The organism is Klebsiella sp. CN_Kp104 (genome assembly GCF_040064515.1).
In the GTDB taxonomy this organism is placed as follows: domain Bacteria; phylum Pseudomonadota; class Gammaproteobacteria; order Enterobacterales; family Enterobacteriaceae; genus Klebsiella; species Klebsiella aerogenes.
Genome location: NZ_JBEAII010000011.1, coordinates 1 through 17,970 on the forward strand (window position 1 = coordinate 1; position 17,970 = coordinate 17,970).

The 17,970-nt window shown below is 53.9% G+C and carries 15 protein-coding genes and 1 pseudogene; 2 read left to right on the top strand and 14 right to left on the bottom strand.

What is annotated here, in order from left to right:
• Positions 1–331: 331 nt before the first annotated feature.
• The 3 genes from ABLU80_RS12815 to ABLU80_RS12825 all read right to left on the bottom strand — a co-directional run bounded on the left by ABLU80_RS12815 (position 332) and on the right by ABLU80_RS12825 (position 5,093).
• Positions 332–553, bottom strand: a complete 222-nt coding sequence (locus ABLU80_RS12815) for a hypothetical protein (protein WP_015369447.1) — start codon at positions 551–553, stop codon at positions 332–334.
• A 276-nt stretch (positions 554–829) separates the two neighbouring features.
• A complete protein-coding gene (locus tag ABLU80_RS12820) occupies positions 830–3,940 on the bottom strand; it encodes an efflux RND transporter permease subunit (RefSeq protein ID WP_230250050.1) in 3,111 nt (1,036 codons plus the stop codon).
• 13 nt (positions 3,941–3,953) lie between these two features.
• Entirely contained in the window at positions 3,954–5,093 is a 1,140-nt protein-coding gene (locus ABLU80_RS12825; RefSeq protein ID WP_348850043.1) for an efflux RND transporter periplasmic adaptor subunit, read from the bottom strand.
• Positions 5,094–5,449: 356 nt separating this feature from the next.
• On the opposite strand from ABLU80_RS12825, the gene envR reads away from it, so the two are divergent.
• The gene (gene envR, locus ABLU80_RS12830) at positions 5,450–6,106 is read left to right on the top strand and encodes an acrEF/envCD operon transcriptional regulator (RefSeq protein WP_045362589.1); all 657 of its coding nucleotides are present in this window, start codon (positions 5,450–5,452) and stop codon (positions 6,104–6,106) included.
• Positions 6,107–6,189: 83 nt separating this feature from the next.
• On the opposite strand, the gene fis is transcribed toward envR, so the two are convergent.
• From fis to ABLU80_RS12885, 11 genes and pseudogenes are all read right to left on the bottom strand, one after another.
• On the bottom strand, positions 6,190–6,486 hold the full coding sequence (gene fis / locus ABLU80_RS12835; RefSeq protein ID WP_000462905.1) for a DNA-binding transcriptional regulator Fis: 297 nt from the start codon (positions 6,484–6,486) through the stop codon (positions 6,190–6,192).
• Positions 6,468–7,476, bottom strand: a pseudogene (dusB, locus tag ABLU80_RS12840) (tRNA dihydrouridine synthase DusB). The gene fis and the pseudogene dusB overlap by 19 nt, the downstream one beginning before the upstream one ends.
• 358 nt (positions 7,477–7,834) lie before the next feature.
• Entirely contained in the window at positions 7,835–8,716 is an 882-nt protein-coding gene (prmA, locus tag ABLU80_RS12845) for a 50S ribosomal protein L11 methyltransferase (RefSeq protein ID WP_015703628.1), read from the bottom strand.
• Positions 8,717–8,727: 11 nt separating this feature from the next.
• Entirely contained in the window at positions 8,728–10,179 is a 1,452-nt protein-coding gene (panF, locus tag ABLU80_RS12850) for a sodium/pantothenate symporter (protein WP_015369453.1), read from the bottom strand.
• Positions 10,169–10,411 carry a DUF997 family protein gene (locus tag ABLU80_RS12855; protein WP_015369454.1) on the bottom strand — a complete coding sequence of 81 codons (243 nt, stop codon included), beginning with the start codon at positions 10,409–10,411 and terminating at the stop codon, positions 10,169–10,171. Before ABLU80_RS12855 ends, panF begins: the two co-directional genes overlap by 11 nt.
• Before the next feature lie 110 nt (positions 10,412–10,521).
• Positions 10,522–11,871, bottom strand: coding sequence for an acetyl-CoA carboxylase biotin carboxylase subunit (gene accC, locus ABLU80_RS12860; RefSeq protein WP_015369455.1), 1,350 nt, complete (start codon positions 11,869–11,871; stop codon positions 10,522–10,524).
• Positions 11,872–11,881: 10 nt separating this feature from the next.
• Positions 11,882–12,343, bottom strand: coding sequence for an acetyl-CoA carboxylase biotin carboxyl carrier protein (accB, locus tag ABLU80_RS12865; protein WP_015369456.1), 462 nt, complete (start codon positions 12,341–12,343; stop codon positions 11,882–11,884).
• Between the two features lie 22 nt (positions 12,344–12,365).
• The gene (gene aroQ / locus ABLU80_RS12870; protein ID WP_015369457.1) at positions 12,366–12,818 is read right to left on the bottom strand and encodes a type II 3-dehydroquinate dehydratase; all 453 of its coding nucleotides are present in this window, start codon (positions 12,816–12,818) and stop codon (positions 12,366–12,368) included.
• 233 nt (positions 12,819–13,051) lie between these two features.
• Positions 13,052–13,651 (bottom strand): protein-methionine-sulfoxide reductase heme-binding subunit MsrQ, encoded by a 600-nt coding sequence (gene msrQ / locus ABLU80_RS12875; RefSeq protein WP_348850050.1) that lies wholly within the window; start codon positions 13,649–13,651, stop codon positions 13,052–13,054.
• Positions 13,651–14,652: a protein-methionine-sulfoxide reductase catalytic subunit MsrP gene (gene msrP, locus ABLU80_RS12880; RefSeq protein ID WP_015369459.1), complete on the bottom strand. Its 1,002-nt coding sequence runs from the start codon at positions 14,650–14,652 to the stop codon at positions 13,651–13,653. Before msrP ends, msrQ begins: the two co-directional genes overlap by 1 nt.
• A gap of 77 nt (positions 14,653–14,729) precedes the next feature.
• Positions 14,730–15,704, bottom strand: a complete 975-nt coding sequence (locus tag ABLU80_RS12885; protein WP_348850051.1) for an MDR family oxidoreductase — start codon at positions 15,702–15,704, stop codon at positions 14,730–14,732.
• A 214-nt stretch (positions 15,705–15,918) separates the two neighbouring features.
• Here ABLU80_RS12885 and csrD point away from each other — a divergent pair, with 214 nt between their 5' ends.
• Positions 15,919–17,859: an RNase E specificity factor CsrD gene (csrD, locus tag ABLU80_RS12890; RefSeq protein WP_015369461.1), complete on the top strand. Its 1,941-nt coding sequence runs from the start codon at positions 15,919–15,921 to the stop codon at positions 17,857–17,859.
• Positions 17,860–17,970 lie beyond the last annotated feature (111 nt).

Consider the following 17,970-nt stretch of genomic DNA (forward strand, 5'->3'; position numbering starts at 1 on the left):
GATTTGAACGTTGCGCAGCAACGGCCCGGAGGGTGGCGGGCAGGACGCCCGCCATCATTGCCAGGCATCAAATAAAACGAAAGGCTCAGTCGAAAGACTGGGCCTTTTGTTTTTGTGTTTTGCGGTCAGGCGCGCCGCCATCTTCCCTGGTGGCGCTGCGCTTACCGGGGCTACAGACCCGTAGCCCGGGAAAGGCGCATCGCGCCGCCCCCGGGAAAATGACCATATCAATATAAATGAAAGGCCCAGTCGTGAGACTGGGCCTTTTGTCTTTCTGGCGGCTAAGCCAAAGGGAACGCATCCCGGCTTACGCGTTTGTGGAGAGGTATCACTAACGCGTAAGCGCCACGATTCCTAACGTGAGACCGGCAACCGCTGCGGCCCCACCGGCGATTGCGCCAGCGGTTTCCCAGTTATCCTGAGTTGTGCCTTTTACACAGGTATTGGTATGCACCAGTCGGCCCTGCGAGTCATAGACCGGCACGCACGGGGAATCATGGGCACAGCCAGCAAGCAACGTTGCTAACAATGTCACTAATATTAATTTTTTCATGGTATTACCTCTAAATAACCGTTTGCAGTCAACGATGTCAACACATAACGGAATAGCTTATTTTACCACCGCAATGACCCAGGCCCGGAAGGGGAAATAATCTCAAATTATGAGCAGAGTAAATATCGTGAAGAGAAATGAGAAATAATGAAGAAAATATGTAGAAAGGGATATTTCAATGCGTCAGTCGGGGATGGGAATTAATATTTCTACTAACTTATTGTTCTTATAGATATAAAAAAAGGCGCCGCGTGGCGCCTTGATAATGATAGTCGATTATTCTGCGTGGCGGGTAAAGCGACGCCTTACAACCACAAAGAACACCGGTACGAAGAAGATGGCCAGCAGCGTTGCGGTAAGCATACCGCCCATCACGCCGGTACCGACAGCGTTTTGCGCGCCGCTACCAGCGCCATGGCTAATCACTAACGGCATGACCCCGAGAATAAAGGCTAATGAAGTCATTAATATAGGGCGCAGACGCATACGGGATGCTTCCAGGGTCGCCTCGATAATACCTTTGCCTTCTTTATCCATAAGGTCTTTGGCGAACTCAACAATAAGAATGGCGTTCTTCGCAGATAAACCAATAGTTGTTAACAGGCCAACCTGGAAATAAACGTCATTATTCAATCCTCTAACTGAGGCTGCTAATAATGCGCCGATAACTCCTAATGGCACAACCAGCATAACGGAGAATGGAATAGACCAGCTTTCATAGAGTGCTGCCAGACAGAGGAAGACGACTATCAGCGAAATAGCATATAGCGCTGGCGCCTGGTTACCTGATAAACGTTCCTGATAAGACAAGCCCGTCCAGTCATAACCGATACCTGCAGGCAGTTTACTGGCCAGTTGCTCCATCAAGGCCATGGCTTCCCCGGTACTCTTACCCGGAGCCGCTTCGCCGAGGATTTCCATCGAAGGCAGGCCGTTGTAACGTTCGAGACGCGGAGAACCATATACCCAACGTGAAGTAACAAATGCCGAGAACGGCACCATTTCACCGTTAGAGCTGCGGACATACATGTTATTGATATCACCGGGTAGCATACGGAAACTGGCATCGGCCTGAACATAGACTTTCTTCACGCGGCCGCGGTCAATAAAGTCATTCACATAATAGCCGCCCAGTGCAGCTGATATCGTTTCGTTAATGTCGGATAACGAGACGCCCAGCGCCTGCGCTTTCTCTTGATCGACGTCGAGTTTAAACTGCGGTGTATCTTCAAGGCCATTAGGGCGAACGCGTACCAGCTGTTCCGGATGCTGTTTTACCATCCCCAGAAGCTGGTTTCGTGCCTGAGTTAGCTGTGTGTGTCCTAAGCCACCCTGGTCAATCAGCTCAAAGTCGAAACCGGTCGCGGTACCTAACTCGATGATGGCCGGCATGTTGAACGGGAAGACCATTGCATCTTTAATCTGGCTAAATGCGGCGGTGGCACGCTTAATAATGGCTTCAACGCCGTTTTCCGAACCGCTGCGCTCTTCCCATGGTTTCAAACTGACAAACGCCATACCGGAGTTTTGTCCTTGTCCGCTGAAGCTAAAGCCGTTAACGGTGAACACGCTCTCAACATTAGCTTTCTCTTTCTGTAGATAGTAGTCGCTGACGGAGTCGAGCACCTTTTGCGTACGCTCTTGCGTAGCGCCAGCAGGTAACTGAACCATGGTCAGGAACACGCCCTGGTCTTCATCAGGCAGGAAGGATGTAGGCAAGCGGACAAACAGCATTGCCATGCCGATAACGATCAGCAGATAGATAACCAGGTAGCGCCCGGTGCCGCGCAGGATCCCGCTTACGCTGTTGGTGTAGTGGTTAACGCTTTGGTCGAACCTGGCATTAAACCAGCCGAAGAACCCCTTTTTGCCATGATGGTCTGCGGATGCTGGCTTTAACATGGTTGCGCATAGCGCCGGGGTCAGTACCAGCGCGACCAGTACAGACAGCGCCATCGCGGAAACGATAGTGATGGAGAACTGACGATAAATCGCCCCGGTCGAGCCGCCAAAGAAGGCCATCGGGACGAATACCGCCGAGAGCACCATGGCGATACCAACCAGCGCCCCCTGAATCTGCTCCATTGATTTCTCTGTGGCTTCAACGGGGGAAAGCTTGTCCTCGACCATGACGCGCTCAACGTTCTCTACCACCACGATGGCATCGTCGACCAGTAGCCCTATCGCCAGCACCATGCCAAACATGGTTAGCGTGTTGATGGAGTAGCCGAACATCGCCAGCACCGCAAAAGTACCCAGCAAGACGACCGGCACAGCGATCGTCGGGATAAGCGTTGCGCGAATGTTCTGCAGGAACAGATACATCACGAGGAAGACGAGGATAATGGCTTCAAACAGCGTTTTGACCACTTCGTGAATGGAGATTTTAACGAACGGCGTGGTGTCGTAGGGATAAACAACTTTCATCCCTTGCGGGAAGAAGGGCTGCAGCTCGGCAAGTTTCGCTTTAATCGCCGTAGCGGTATCTAACGCATTGGCGCCGGTCGCCAGCTTGATCCCCAAACCAGAGGCGGGTTTGCCATTAATGCGCGCGACAACGTTATAGTTCTCGCCGCCCAGTTCAATGCGCGCGACATCCTTCAGGCGAACCACGGAACCATCGGCGTTAACCCGCAGCGTGACTTTACCGAATTCCTCAGGATCTTTCAGGCGAGTCTGAGCAATGATCGAGGCATTAAGCTGTTGACCTTTAACCGATGGTGTACCGCCAAGCTGTCCGGCGGCGATCTGATCGTTTTGCACTTTCAGCTGGTTGATAACATCAACCGGCGTGAGGTTATATTTATTCAGCAGGTTGCCGTCGAGCCAGATACGCATGGCATATTGCGCACCGAACAACTGTACATCGCCCACGCCGTTAAGACGGCTGATAGGGTCTTTGATGTTGGAGGCAACGTAGTCGGAAATATCATCCTGGGTAGTGCTTGGGTTATCAGAGATAAATCCGGCAACCAGCAGGAAGCTGCTACTGGATTTCTCAACGCTAATACCTTGCTGCTGTACTTCCTGTGGCAGCAGCGGCGTCGCCAGTTGCAGTTTGTTCTGCACCTGCACCTGGGCGATATCCGGATCGGTGCCGGATTGAAAAGTGAGCGTGATGGTCACGCTACCGGATGAATCACTGGTAGAGGACATGTACATCAGATTATCGATACCATTCATGTTCTGTTCGATAACCTGGGTGACGGTGTCCTGCACGGTTTGCGCATCTGCACCCGGGTAGGTTGCCGAGATGGCTACCGCGGGCGGCGCAATCGTGGGATATTGCGCGATAGGAAGCTGCATGATGGCGAGGCCGCCGGCAATCATCATGATGATCGCCAGCACCCATGCAAACACCGGTCGATGAATGAAGAACTTAGACATAGCGATTCATACCTTATTGTGCGGCGGAGGCAGCGGTATCTTCCGTCGCCTTCACGGTGACGCCTGGGCGAACCTTCTGTAACCCACTAACGATGACTTTGTCGCCGTTTTGCAGGCCGCTGGTGATTAACCATTTATCGCCTATCGCCTGGGCGGCGGTGACTTCTCGGTTTTCCACCTGGTTCTGCGCATTAACGATTAACACAGTGGCATCGCCGCGCGGCGTGCGGGTAACCCCCTGCTGCGGTACCAGAATCGCCTGCGGATTGACGCCTTCATCGATACGGGCGCGGACAAACATGCCCGGCAGAAGAGTGTGTTGCGGATTAGGGAATACCGCGCGCAGCGTAATGGATCCGGTGCTTTCATCGACGGTCACGTCAGAAAATTGCAGCGATCCCTTCAGGGAATAGGGTTGGCCATTTTCCATAATCAGCTGCACGCTTTTACTGTCATCACCGCGCTGCAGGCTTTCCTGTTTCAGGCGCATAAAATCGTTGCTGGATTCGGTTACGTCGACATAGATCGGATCGAGTTGCTGCACCGTCGCCATGGCGTCCGCCTGGCCGTTGGTCACCAGTGCGCCTTCGGTTACGCTGGATTTACCAATCCGCCCGTCGATGGGCGAGGTCACCTTGGTGTAAGCCAGATTGATACGGGCGTTTTCGACCGCGGCCTTAGCCGCCACGACATCGGCATCGGCCTGACGCGCGGTAGCGACGGCCTGATCGTATTCCTGCTGACTGATGTACTGCGTCCCAAGCAGAGGAACATAACGTTTCACCGTCAGATGGGCGATAGCCGCTGCGGCTTCGGCTTTTGCCTCGTCGCCTTTGGCGCTGTTCCAGGCCGCCTGGTAAGTAGCTGGGTCGATTTGATAGAGCGATTCACCGGCCTTGATATCGCTGCCTTCGACAAAGTTGCGTTTCAGGATAATACCGCTGACCTGAGGGCGAACTTCAGCGACACGGAAGGCCGACGTTCGCCCTGGGAGTTCAGTGGTGACGGAAAGCGGTTCGCTGTGCACTACATGTACGCTAACCTGTGGCGCCTGCGGTTGTGCCTGCTGGTTGCCTGTATTATCGCAACCGGTAAGCAATACGGCGGAGATAATTAGGCTGGATAAAAGAGAAACTCTGGCATGACTCGTCATTGCTGTTCCTTATAGATTACGGGCCGGATAGGGCGGCGAATCTGCGAAGAAATAATGAATATTAAAGCGGTTCGTTATCCTACAAATAAACATCGGTGGATGTAAGGAATAGTTATTTTTGAGCAATAAACAAGGCACGTAAAAACAAAAAAAAGGAGGTTGATTTCGTTGCGTCTTCTTTAATATTTATTTTGTGAATGTATTCTTATTTTATATTTATCGCATGTATTAAATTCTCGTGTAATTAAATGTCAGTATCTGCATTTTTGCTAAATAATATTTTTTATGGAATGCTAAATTGGCTGGTGTATCAGTCAATTCTGTATTCACCGTTAGGTAGCGAGTGGGAAAAGGTTATGGCCAGAAAAACCAAAGAGGACGCCTTAAGAACGCGTCAACTCCTGATTGAGTCCGCCATTCAGCAGTTCGCGCAGCGCGGCGTTACCAATACCACGCTGACCGATATCGCTGACGCCGCGGGCGTCACGCGTGGAGCGGTGTACTGGCATTTTTCCAGCAAGGCGGAGTTATTTAATGAGATGTGGCAGCAGCAGCCGCCGCTCAGAGAGCTACTGCCCCATCAACAGTGGGAGCTGGATAACAAAAATCCGTTAACTGGGTTACGTAAAAAATTTATTACCGGATTACAATATATCGCTGAGAATTCCCGACAGCAGGCACTGCTACAAATTCTTTATCATAAATGCGAGTTTACTAGTGACATGCTGCCGGAAAGCGAAATCCGCAAACGAATTGGCTTCAATTACGCCATAATCCGTGACGTCCTGCAGTGTTGCGTAAGAAATAGATTATTGCCGGCGGAAACAAATATCGAAATTACGTTGATAATATTACACGGCGCTTTTACAGGAATTATCAAAAACTGGTTAATGGATCCTGAACAATTCAATCTCTATCAGCAGGCGCCCGTGCTGGTAGACAATATTATGTCGGCGTTATCGCTGCAACAACCTGACCATAGCGTGTGGCCAATGGCTGCCGTGGGGCAGTAGTTCAGTATAAAAATCAGGTATAAAAAAAGGCGCTTCCCCATGCCGAAGAGCGCCTTTTTAATTCAGCAATTTACTGATTAATATCAGTTCATGCCGTATTTTTTCAGTTTCTTACGCAGAGTACCGCGGTTGATACCCATCATCAGGGCAGCGCGGGTCTGGTTACCACGGGTGTATTGCATCACCATGTCCAACAGTGGCTGTTCAACTTCAGCCAATACCAGCTCATACAGATCATTAACATCCTGACCATTCAGTTGAGCAAAATAGTTCTTCAGTGCCTGTTTAACCGAGTCACGCAGGGGCTTTTGAGTTACCTGATCCTGAGAGTTAACGGTAGAAACGGTCAGTACGTCAGAATTTACGCGTTGTTCGAACATAGTTCTGTCAGCTCTTTATTTCTATTACGCAAAATTTTCGAAGTATGCCTCCAACGCCTCCAGCTGTTCGCTGGCATCCTCAATGGCGTTGAATGTGCGCCGAAACTGGTCATTTGGAGCATGCTCCTGGAGATACCAGGAGACGTGTTTACGCGCGATTCGGTACCCTTTTGCCTGACCGTAAAAGTCATGCAGTTCCCGAACGTGCGCGCAAAGCAAGCGCTTAACCTCTGCCAACGGCAGGGGGGGCAGCAACTCCCCAGTGTCCAGATAATGCTGGATTTCCCGAAAGATCCAGGGTCTTCCCTGAGCCGCACGGCCTATCATGAGAGCGTCAGCCCCCGTGTAGTCGAGCACGGCTCTGGCTTTAAGCGGGTCAGTAATGTCGCCATTCGCGATAATCGGAATGGAAACTTTCTGCTTAACTGCCCGAATACTGTCGTATTCAGCTTCTCCGTTAAACAAGCAGGCGCGAGTGCGTCCGTGAATAGTCAGAGCCTGAATGCCACATTCTTCAGCCAGTTGGGCAATCTCTACACAGTTACGGTGTTCCGGTTCCCAACCGGTGCGAATCTTGAGAGTCACCGGAACGTCCACTGCCTTGACGACCGCGGTCAGGATTGACTTCACCTGATCGGGATACTGCAAGAGGGCTGAACCAGCAAGCTTACGATTCACCTTTTTAGCCGGGCACCCCATATTGATATCAATAATCTGGGCGCCGCTTTCCACGTTAATACGGGCGGCTGCGGCCATCTCTTCCGGTACGCTACCGGCGATTTGCACGGTACGAATACCGGGCTCATCAATGTGCACCATCCGTAACCGGGACTTGTCGCTCTCCCATACCTGCGGGTTGGAGGACATCATCTCGGAGACGGTTAAACCTGCTCCCATCTCGTAACACAGCGTCCTGAATGGTCTGTCAGTGATGCCAGCCATAGGTGCTGCGATCAGGCGATTTCTGAGCTGGTGGTGTCCGATGCGCATGAGTTAAGAAATGACCATACTGTGACTGCAAGGCGGCGTATATTACGCATTTTTTGCGCGAGATGAAAGGCCAAACTTTGACCAATCCTCTGTTACAGATCAATGAATCCAGGAGTAACGTAATAGCCATGAATAAATTATCATATTAATCATTATGTTATTACCAACGGGATAATTTGTGTCCAATTATAAAATCACAAAACTTCTCGATTTTTCTGAGATGAAGGCGATACGAGACGGGATAAAACGCTGTTTTTGTAGCCAAAAAAGGGCATCGTAATGCGATCCGGCTCTCATTTCCTGGCAATATTCGGCGGTTACTGGAAACAAAAATGCGGCCCGTAGGCCGCAGTCTTACTTAGTTTTTCTGTCCGGTAATTCGGCACCACTCCTCTTTCTCCACCACCGGGTCGAGGGTGAAGAGCGGGGCGTAGGCTTCGCAGACGCTTTCCGCCTGGCTTGCCAGGATTCCGGAAAGGCCAAGCAGGCCGCCTGTAACCGGCAGGACGCTGATTAAAGGGGCCAGCTCACGTAACGGGCCTGCCAGAATGTTTGCGACCACCACATCGGCTTTCATGGCTTCTGGCTGATCCTGCGGCAAATACAGTTCAAGGCGTTCGGAGACGCCGTTACGCTGGGCGTTATCACGACTGGCCTGAATGGCCTGCGGATCGATATCAATACCGATAGCTTTGGCGGCGCCCAGCTTCAGCGCGGCGATCGCCAGGATGCCGGAGCCGCAGCCAAAATCGATAACCGTTTTGCCCTGCAGGTCAAGGCCGTCGAGCCATTGCAGACACATCGCGGTCGTTGGGTGAGTGCCGGTACCAAAGGCCAGTCCTGGATCAAGCATCACATTGACTGCATTCTCATCAGGAACATCGCGCCAGCTCGGGCAAATCCACAGGCGTTCGCCGAAACGCATCGGGTGGAAGTTATCCATCCACTCGCGTTCCCAGTCTTTATCTTCCAGTTGTTCAATTTTATGCGCGAAGCCGGCGCCGAGCAGCGGATGCTGCTCAAGGATAGCAACCGCTTCGTTCATGTCGCTTTCTGCGTCGAACAGACCGATAACGTCGGTATCGCCCCACAAACGGGTTTCACCCGGCAGCGGTTCGAACACCGGCGTGTCGTGGGTGTCCTGGAAGGTAATCGAGACCGCGCCGGCCTCCATCAGCGCGTCGCTCAGTTCTTCCGCGTGAGCGCCGGTCGTATTCAGTTTTAGTTGGATCCAAGGCATGGCAAAACTCTTTATTTATCAGTAGTCATAATAGGGGCTGGTGGTACGGGTTGACCGAAGCGGTTCCCGACGACAAAAGCCAACAAACTTAGCAGCAGCGAGGGCACGATAGGGTGGAAGCCCAGGTACTGAATGTTAAACGTCGCGAGCACGGCATACAGTATGCCGCCCACTAACATCGCGCTGAGCGCGCCGGCAGCGTTTGCCCGCTCCCAGTAAAGGCCCAATACCAGCGGCCATAAGAACACGGCTTCCAGGCCGCCAAAGGCCAGCAGATTAAGCCAGATAATCATTTCCGGCGGCCGCCAGGCGGCCAGCATCATAAGTATGCCGAGCACTAAGGTGGCGATCGTTGAGATCCGCTTCAGCTTCTGCTCGTTACGCTTTTTCGTTGGCTGAGCGCTGAGCCACAGATCTTTAATGATCGTAGCCGATGCCTGCAGTAAATGGGCGTTAACGTTAGACATAATCGCGGCCATCGGCGCCGCTAAAAACAGCCCTGCGGCCCACGGCGGCAGCACTTGAACCATCAACGTCGGGATCACCTGATCGGGCACGGTGAGGCCCGGCAGGACGGCGCGACCAAGAGCGCCGGCGAGATGCATACCGAACATCAGAATCGCCACGACGATGGTGCCAATAACGATCCCGCGGTGTACGGCCTTGCTGTCTTTATAGGAGATACAGCGTACGGCGGTATGCGGCAAGCCGATGACGCCGAAACAGACCAGCACCCAGAACGAGGTCATAAAGGTTGGCGTGAGGATATCATCGGCGCCGTGGGGCGACACCAGCTGCGGGTCGATTTGCTGGAGTGTTTCTACCGCCTGATGCAGGCCTCCGGCGGCATGCACTACACCAACCAGCAGGACGATCGTTCCGATCAACATCACCATCCCTTGCATGGTATCGTTGAGTACGCTGGCGCGGAAGCCGCCAAAAGCGGTGTAGAGCGCAATTGTGATACCAAATATCAATAGTCCGGTTTCGTACTTGATCCCGGCGGCGGTTTCCAGCAGGCGCGCGCCGCCGATAAACTGTACCGCGATGGCCCCAACAAAGGCCACCAGCAAGCTGACGCTGGCAATCCATACCACCGCGCGGCTTTGGTAGCGCGCCTGCAGCATATCGTTAAGGGTAATGGCATTGTAGCGGCGCGCCAGGATCGCGAACTTCTTGCCGAGGATCCCGAGAGAGAGCCAGATCGTCGGTACCTGGATCATCGCCAGCAGTACCCAGCCCAGCCCATATTTGTAGGCGGCGCCAGGGCCGCCGATAAACGAGCTGGCGCTAATATAGGTGGCGGTGAGGGTCATGGCTAATACAAAGCCGCCCATCGATCGGCTGCCGAGGAAATACTCGCTCAGGAAGTTCCCGGTACTGCGTTTACGCATCGCGTAAAGAGACAGCCCGAAAACGACAAACAGATAAGCGATCAGCACCACGATAATCTCAAGCTGCATCGTTATCCTCCAGAGAGATATCGCGGAAGATAAAGCGCACCATCGCCCAGCACAGCAGGACGAACAGCAGCGGCACCAGCAGGCAGGCCAGTTCGAACCAGTGCGGCAGGCCGGTAAAGCCGATACCGACGCCAGGCAGATAGGCCGCAGCCAGCCACGCGGCAAGATAGAGAAGGGTCAGCCACAGCGCCCAGCGCGCTTCTTTATGGGCCTGAACAAATCTTTTGTCCATTTTTTGTCCCTTGAGGATGAAGAAAGCGGGGATTGTACCGCATGGAAAAGTCGAGGGGAGAGAAAAAGAAAAAAGGCCGGATTATCCGGCCTTTTGCAGCGAGTACAGGATTATTTTTCCTGCAGTCCGAGTTTTTTCTCCAGATAGTGGATATTGGTGCCACCATGCTGGAAGTTCTCGTCGCTCATAATGCGCATCTGCAGCTCAACGTTGGTTTTGATGCCATCGATGATCAATTCCTGCAGCGCGTTCTTCATGCGGGCAATCGCCACATCACGGCTTTCGCCGTAGCAGATCAGTTTACCGATCATTGAGTCATAGTACGGCGGTACGGTGTAACCGGCGTAGATATGAGACTCCCAGCGCACGCCAAAACCGCCCGGCGCGTGGAAGCGGGTAATTTTACCCGGGCTCGGCAGGAAGGTATTCGGGTCTTCGGCGTTGATACGGCATTCCACCGCATGGCCGCGAACCTGCACTTCTTCTTGCTTGATAGACAGCGGCTGACCCGCCGCGATGCGCAGCTGTTCTTTGATCAGGTCAACGCCGGTGATCATTTCGGTAACCGGATGTTCTACCTGAATACGGGTGTTCATCTCAATGAAGTAGAACTCGCCGTTTTCAAACAGGAACTCAAAGGTACCCGCTCCGCGATAGCCGATATCCACACAGGCTTTCGCGCAACGTTCGCCGATGTAGCGACGCAGTTCCGGGGTAATGCCCGGCGCCGGCGCTTCTTCGACGACTTTCTGGTGACGACGCTGCATGGAGCAGTCGCGTTCCGCCAGATAGATAGCGTTGCCCTGGCCGTCCGCCAGCACCTGAATCTCGATGTGACGAGGATTTTCCAGGTACTTCTCCATATAGACCATGTCGTTGTTGAAAGCCGCTTTCGCTTCCGCTTTGGTCATGGAGATGGATTGCGCCAGTTCAGCGTCGCTGCGCACGACGCGCATGCCGCGACCGCCGCCGCCGCCGGAGGCTTTGATGATAACCGGGTAGCCGATGCGTTTGGCATGCGCGCGGTTAGCGTCCATGTCGTCGCCCAGCGGGCCATCAGAACCTGGAACGGTCGGAACGCCAGCTTTCTTCATAGCGGTGATGGCGGACACTTTGTCGCCCATCAGGCGGATAGTGTCGGCTTTCGGGCCGATGAAGATGAAACCGGAGCGCTCAACCTGCTCGGCAAAGTTAGCGTTCTCGGAAAGGAAACCGTAACCCGGGTGAATCGCTACCGCGCCGGTGATTTCCGCTGCGCTGATGATAGCCGGGATGTTCAGATAGCTTTTTACGGACGGAGCCGGGCCGATGCAGACCGTCTCATCCGCTAATAATACGTGTTTTAAATCGCGATCCGCGGTGGAGTGCACAGCAACGGTCTTGATGCCCAGTTCTTTACAGGCACGCAGGATGCGCAGTGCGATCTCGCCACGGTTAGCGATGACAATTTTATCCAGCATGTTCGCCTCGTTACTCGATGACAACCAGCGGCTCGTCGAATTCTACAGGTTGGCCGCTTTCGATCAGAATGGCTTTAACCACGCCGGCTTTGTCGGCTTCGATCTGGTTCATCATTTTCATCGCTTCTACGATGCACAGGGTGTCGCCCACGTTAACTTTCTGACCGACTTCCACAAAGGCTTTCGCGTCCGGGCTCGGGGTGCGGTAGAAAGTACCGACCATCGGGGAACGTACGATGTGACCACTGATTTCCGCTTTCGCTTCAGCGGCAGGTGCTGCTGCCGGCGCTGCGGCGGCTGGCGCCTGAGGCTGGGCGATTGGCGCAGCATAGGCTTGCTGCATTACCGGATAGCTGGCAGCCGGCGCTGCACGGCTGATGCGTACAGACTCTTCGCCTTCAGAAATTTCCAGTTCGGAGATGCCTGATTCTTCAACCAGCTCGATCAGTTTTTTAATCTTACGAATATCCATGAGTGGGTTCCGTACTCTTTGTTTAGTGTGTTTGTGACAGGCGTTTTACCGCCGTCTGTAAAGCGTATGAATAGCCGTCCGCACCTAATCCGCAGATCACGCCCGAGGCGACATCAGACAGATACGAGTGGTGACGGAACGGCTCGCGCGCATGCACGTTGCTCAGGTGGATCTCGATAAACGGGATACTCACGGCAAGCAGCGCGTCGCGGATGGCCACGCTGGTATGCGTAAACGCGGCCGGATTGATCAGGATATAGTCCACAGAGTCTTTAGCCTGATGAATTCGGTCGATGAGCGCGAACTCCGCATTGGATTGCAGGTGGTCGAGTGTCACGTTTAGCGCTTCCGCTTCTGCGGTTAAACGGTTAACAATTTCTGCCAGCGTTAGCGAACCATACTTCTCGGGTTCACGGCTGCCGAGCATATTAAGGTTTGGTCCGTTCAAAAGCAAAATGCGAAACTTGTCAGCCATTGTGCAGCTATCTCCTGCTAACCTCGGGTAAAAAACAAAATATACCTTCGATACGCGCTTGTCACCTTTTCAGGGTTCGAAAACCCCTTCAGGAAAACCAAAGTCGCACATTATAACGATTTCGTAGCAATTGGCAGCTAAATACTGGTCTTATCAGGGAAGATTATCAACCGCTATCGTAAAAAGAGTCGCGGTTGATAAACGTTATGCGGGGAACTGCACATATCCGGAGATTAGCGCCACCACTGGCGAAACTTCTTGTAGCGGCTGGCTAAAAGTACCGTTGCCAGCCCGGCATAAATCAGCGGCTGCGGCGATATAATCTTCACCGACCACAGATAATGTATAGGGGCGAGGATCGCCACCAGATAGACGAAGTTGTGCAATGTTTGCCAACGACGGCCTAATTTTCGTTGCATGTACTGGGTTGACGTCGCCGCCAGCGCCAGTAAAACCAACCAACTGATTAAACCAAGCATGAGATACGGACGGTTGATTATCTCGGAACCGAGTAGCGCCAGATTGTTAATGCCGAGCTCCAGCAGCGTATAGCTGGTGAGGTGCAACGTGGCCCAGGCAAAGCACCATAACCCTAATAACCGGCGGGTGCGTATCAATAATGGCTGTTTAGCGTAGCGCGCCAGCGGCGTAATAAGCAAGGTGGCGAGCAAAAACTTCAGCGCCACCCGTCCGGTAAAATGCTGGATATCCTTTGCCGGATCGGCGCTGAAATAGCCCTGATGTCCGGCCCAGAACAGCCAGACAAGCGGTAAAAAACCGGCTAAATGCAGCGCAACTTTCAGCCAACCTATCTGTTTAACGCTCAGACGCACTAGAAATTCTCCCGTAAGTTAAGCCCGCGATACAGCGAGGCGACTTCCTCGGCATAGCCATTAAACAGCAACGTTGGCTGGCGTTTTACGTCGAGTACGCCGCCGGCGCCGATAAACCGCTCGCTGGCCTGCGACCAGCGCGGATGATCGACGTGCGGGTTCACATTGGCATAGAAACCGTATTCATCCGGCGCCGCCAGATTCCAGGTGGTCGGCGGCCGCTCGCGGGTTAATTCGATGCTCACGATCGATTTAATCCCTTTAAAGCCGTACTTCCACGGCACGGTCAGGCGGATGGGCGCGCCGTTTTGCGGCGGCAACGCTTTCCCATAGACGCCAACGCTCATCAGCGTGAGCGGGTGCATCGCTTCATCAAGGCGCAACCCTTCGACATAGGGATAGGCCAGGCCGCCGCCGATGAAGCGATCTTTTTGTCCAGGCATTTGTTCTGGCGCATACAGCGTTTTGAAAGCGACGTAGCGGGCGTTGCTGGTGGGCTCCACCAGCGCGAGCAGTTTATGCAGCGGGAAGCCGACCCACGGCACGACCATCGACCAGGCCTCCACGCAGCGCATCCGATAAATACGCTCTTCCAGCGGGAAACGACGGGTCAGGTCGTCGTGATCGAGCGTCAGGGGTTTGGCGACTTCGCCGCCGATGGTAAGCGTCCAGGGATCAGTGCGCAGGCTGCCTGCGTTAGCGGCCGGATCGGCTTTATCGAGGCCGAATTCATAAAAGTTGTTGTAGCCGGCGACTTTATCTTCCGGGGTGAGGGCGAGCTTACTTTGCCATGCTGCGGGTTTATCAAAGGTCAGCGCCTTTCCTGCAGGCGCCGGTGGGCGATCGTGGCCTTTAAACCAATCGAGCAGGTCGGCATGGGCCTTCGTTGAGAGCGACATCGCCGTCGCGCCGATACCGAGCATTTTCAGCACCTGGCGGCGCTGCAGGTTAAATACCGATTCCGCCGTTACGTCGGCTTCCGTCAGTTTTCTGGTTTTCATGGCGTCCTCCGTCATACTTTTTCCTAAGCATGACGGAGGCGCAGCGCGATCGCGAATATGTCACGAAAAATTGCAGATTAGCCGATTTTGACCAGCGTACGCCCCTGGATCTGGTTGTTCATGATTTTGTCGGCGAAGACCGGGGCATCGGCCAGGGTGATTTCGGTCGCGCTTTGCGCGTAAAAAGACTCCGGCAGATCGCGCACCAGCCGGCGCCAGGCTTCTGCGCGGCGCGCGGGCGGGGTCATTACCGAATCGACGCCCTGCAGGCGGACGTTGCGCAGGATAAACGGCATCACGGTGGTCGGCAGCGCGAAACCGCCCGCCAGGCCGCAGGCCGCGACGCAGCCGCCGTAGTTCATTTGTGCCAGTACTTTAGCCAGCACTTTATCGCCGACGGTATCGATAGCACCCGCCCAGATTTGTTTTTCCAGCGGACGGCTCTCAGCGAACTCGTCGCGGCTCAAAATACGCTGCGCGCCGAGGCTTTTCAGATAGTCATGGGTACTTTCGCGCCCGGAAACCGCCGCCACCTGATAACCCAGATGATGCAGCAGAGCGACTGCCGTGCTGCCGACGCCGCCGCTGGCGCCTGTTACGACGATCTCGCCATCCTGCGGACGCACGCCGGCGTCTTCCAGCGCCATCACGCATAGCATGGCGGTAAAACCTGCGGTACCGATCGCCATCGCTTTGCGTCCGTCGAGACCTTCAGGTATGGCCACCAGCCATTCGCCTTTGACGCGGGCGCGCTCGGCCAGGCCGCCCCAGTGATTTTCTCCCACGCCCCAACCGGTGAGTAATACCTGCTGGCCAACGTGAAAACGCGGATCTTCGCTGGCGTGGACGGTACCGGCAAAATCGATACCAGGAATCATCGGAAAGTTGCGGATAATTTTTCCTTTGCCGGTAATGGCCAACGCATCTTTATAATTGAGGCTCGACCAGTGAATATCGACAGTCACATCGCCTGGCGGCAACAGGTTGGCATCGATGTTTTGCACCGAGGAAAGGGTTTTGCCATCCTGCTGTTCTAAAATTAATGCCTGCATATGTGGTTCCTCGCGGTTTGAAGATTGGAAAAATTATTCTGCAGACTATACTCGCTAACGGCATTATTACGTGGATGTAACGCAATAAATTGCCAGATACGCCAGCTTTGGTAGTATGCGTCGCTTCAGAAAGTTAGTACTTACTTAAGAAAAAGTCTCAAAAGGGGCCCGAATGCCCATCGGGTAGTTATTCACACGCGGAGTTAACACAGGGATGCGATTAACGACGAAATTCTCAGCATTTGTTACGCTGCTCACCAGCCTGACGATTTTTGTCACGCTGATCGGCGCGTCGCTGAGCTTTTACAACGGCATTCAGATTAAGGTTGAGAATCGCGTACAGGCGGTGGCGACGATGCTGGATAGCCGCCTGGTGACCACCTCTTTTGAGAAGCTCGAACCGCAAATGGACGAGCTGCTCACGCCGGTAGAAGTCGAACATATTGATTTTCTGCTCAACGGCAAATCGCTTTACAGCCATACCCGCGGTGATAGTTACCGTCCGCTGGGCAGTAACAATCAGTATCGTGAAATGACGGTACCCTCGCTCAAACATCCCGGAATCTCGATTCGTCTGGTCTACATGGACCCGATGGTCAATTACTTCCGCTCGCTTCACGTCACCGCGCCGCTCTCCTTCGCCATCGGCTTCATGGTGCTGATTATCTTCTTTTCGATTCGCTGGATCCGCCGCCAGCTGGCGGGGCAAGAACTACTGGAGCTGCGCGCGCGACGCATTCTCAGCGGCGAGCGCGGGCCGCAGGTGCGCGGTTCGGTTCATGAATGGCCGGCCAGTACCAGCAGCGCGCTGGATATGCTGCTCTCGGAGCTGCAGTTCGCCAGCGATCAGCGCAGCCGCATGGATACCCTGATTCGCTCCTACGCCGCCCAGGATTCCAAAACCGGTCTTAACAACCGCCTGTTCTTTGATAATCAACTGGCGACGCTGCTGGACGATCAGGAAAAAGTGGGGGCGCACGGTATCGTGATGATGATTCGCCTGCCGGAGTTTGATCTGCTGCGCGACAACTGGGGACGGGCGGCGGCGGAAGAGCATTACTTCACGCTAATTAATCTGCTGTCTACTTTTATTATGCGTTATCCCGGCTCGCTACTGGCGCGCTATCACCGTAGCGATTTCGCCGTCTTATTGCCGCATCGCACTCTTAAAGAGGCCGATAGTATCGCCGGGCAGTTACTGAAGGCGATGGATGCGCTGCCGTCAACGCGGGTGCTGGATAAAGACGACACGATGCATATCGGCATCTGCGCCTTCCGCAGCGGCCAGTCCACCTCTCAGGTGATGGAACACGCCGAAGCCGCCACCCGCAACGCCGTGCTGCAGGGGAGTAATAGCTGGGCGGTTTACGATGATTCACTGCCGGAGAAGGGGCGCGGCAACGTGCGCTGGCGAACGCTTATCGAGCAGATGCTCAGCCGCGGCGGCCCGCGCTTGTATCAGAAACCGGCGGTCATGCGCGATGGGCGGGTACATCATCGCGAGCTCATGTGCCGCATCTATGACGGTAAAGAAGAGGTGATTGCCGCCGAGTATATGCCAATGGTGCAGCAGTTTGGCTTAGCGGAAGAGTACGATCGCCTACAGATTACGCGTTTGCTGCCGTTATTAAGTTATTGGCCTGATCAAACGCTGGCCCTGCAGGTGACCGTGGAGTCGCTGATTCGCCCGCGTTTCCAGCGCTGGCTGCGCGATACCATGATGCAGTGCGAAAAATCACAACGTCGGCGGATTATTTTTGAACTTGCAGAGGCGGATGTTTGTCAATATATCGGCCGTTTACACCCGGTTATGCGGTTGATAAACGCGCTGGGCATTCGCGTCGCTGTGGTTCAGGCCGGGTTGACGCTGGTTGGCACCAGTTGGATCAAGCAGCTGGACGTAGAAGTGATCAAGCTGCATCAAGGGCTATCGCGCAATATTGAAAAACGCAGCGAGAACCAGTTACTGGTTCAAAGTCTGGTGGAAGCCTGTAAAGGGATGCCGGTACAGGTTTTTGCGACGGGAGTACGCAGTCGCAGCGAGTGGCAGGTGCTGTCGCAATGCGGCGTGACCGGCGGTCAGGGGGAATTTTTTGCCGCCTCACAGCCACTTGACACAAATGTGAAAAAATATTCGCAAAGATACTCGGTTTGATCTGCCGTTTGGCGTGATTTCACGTAGAATAACGCGCGCCATAGTAAAGGGGGTGTGCTTGTCTACCCGCCGGAATGTCGCAACTTACGCAAGACTGACCTTTGACAGGTA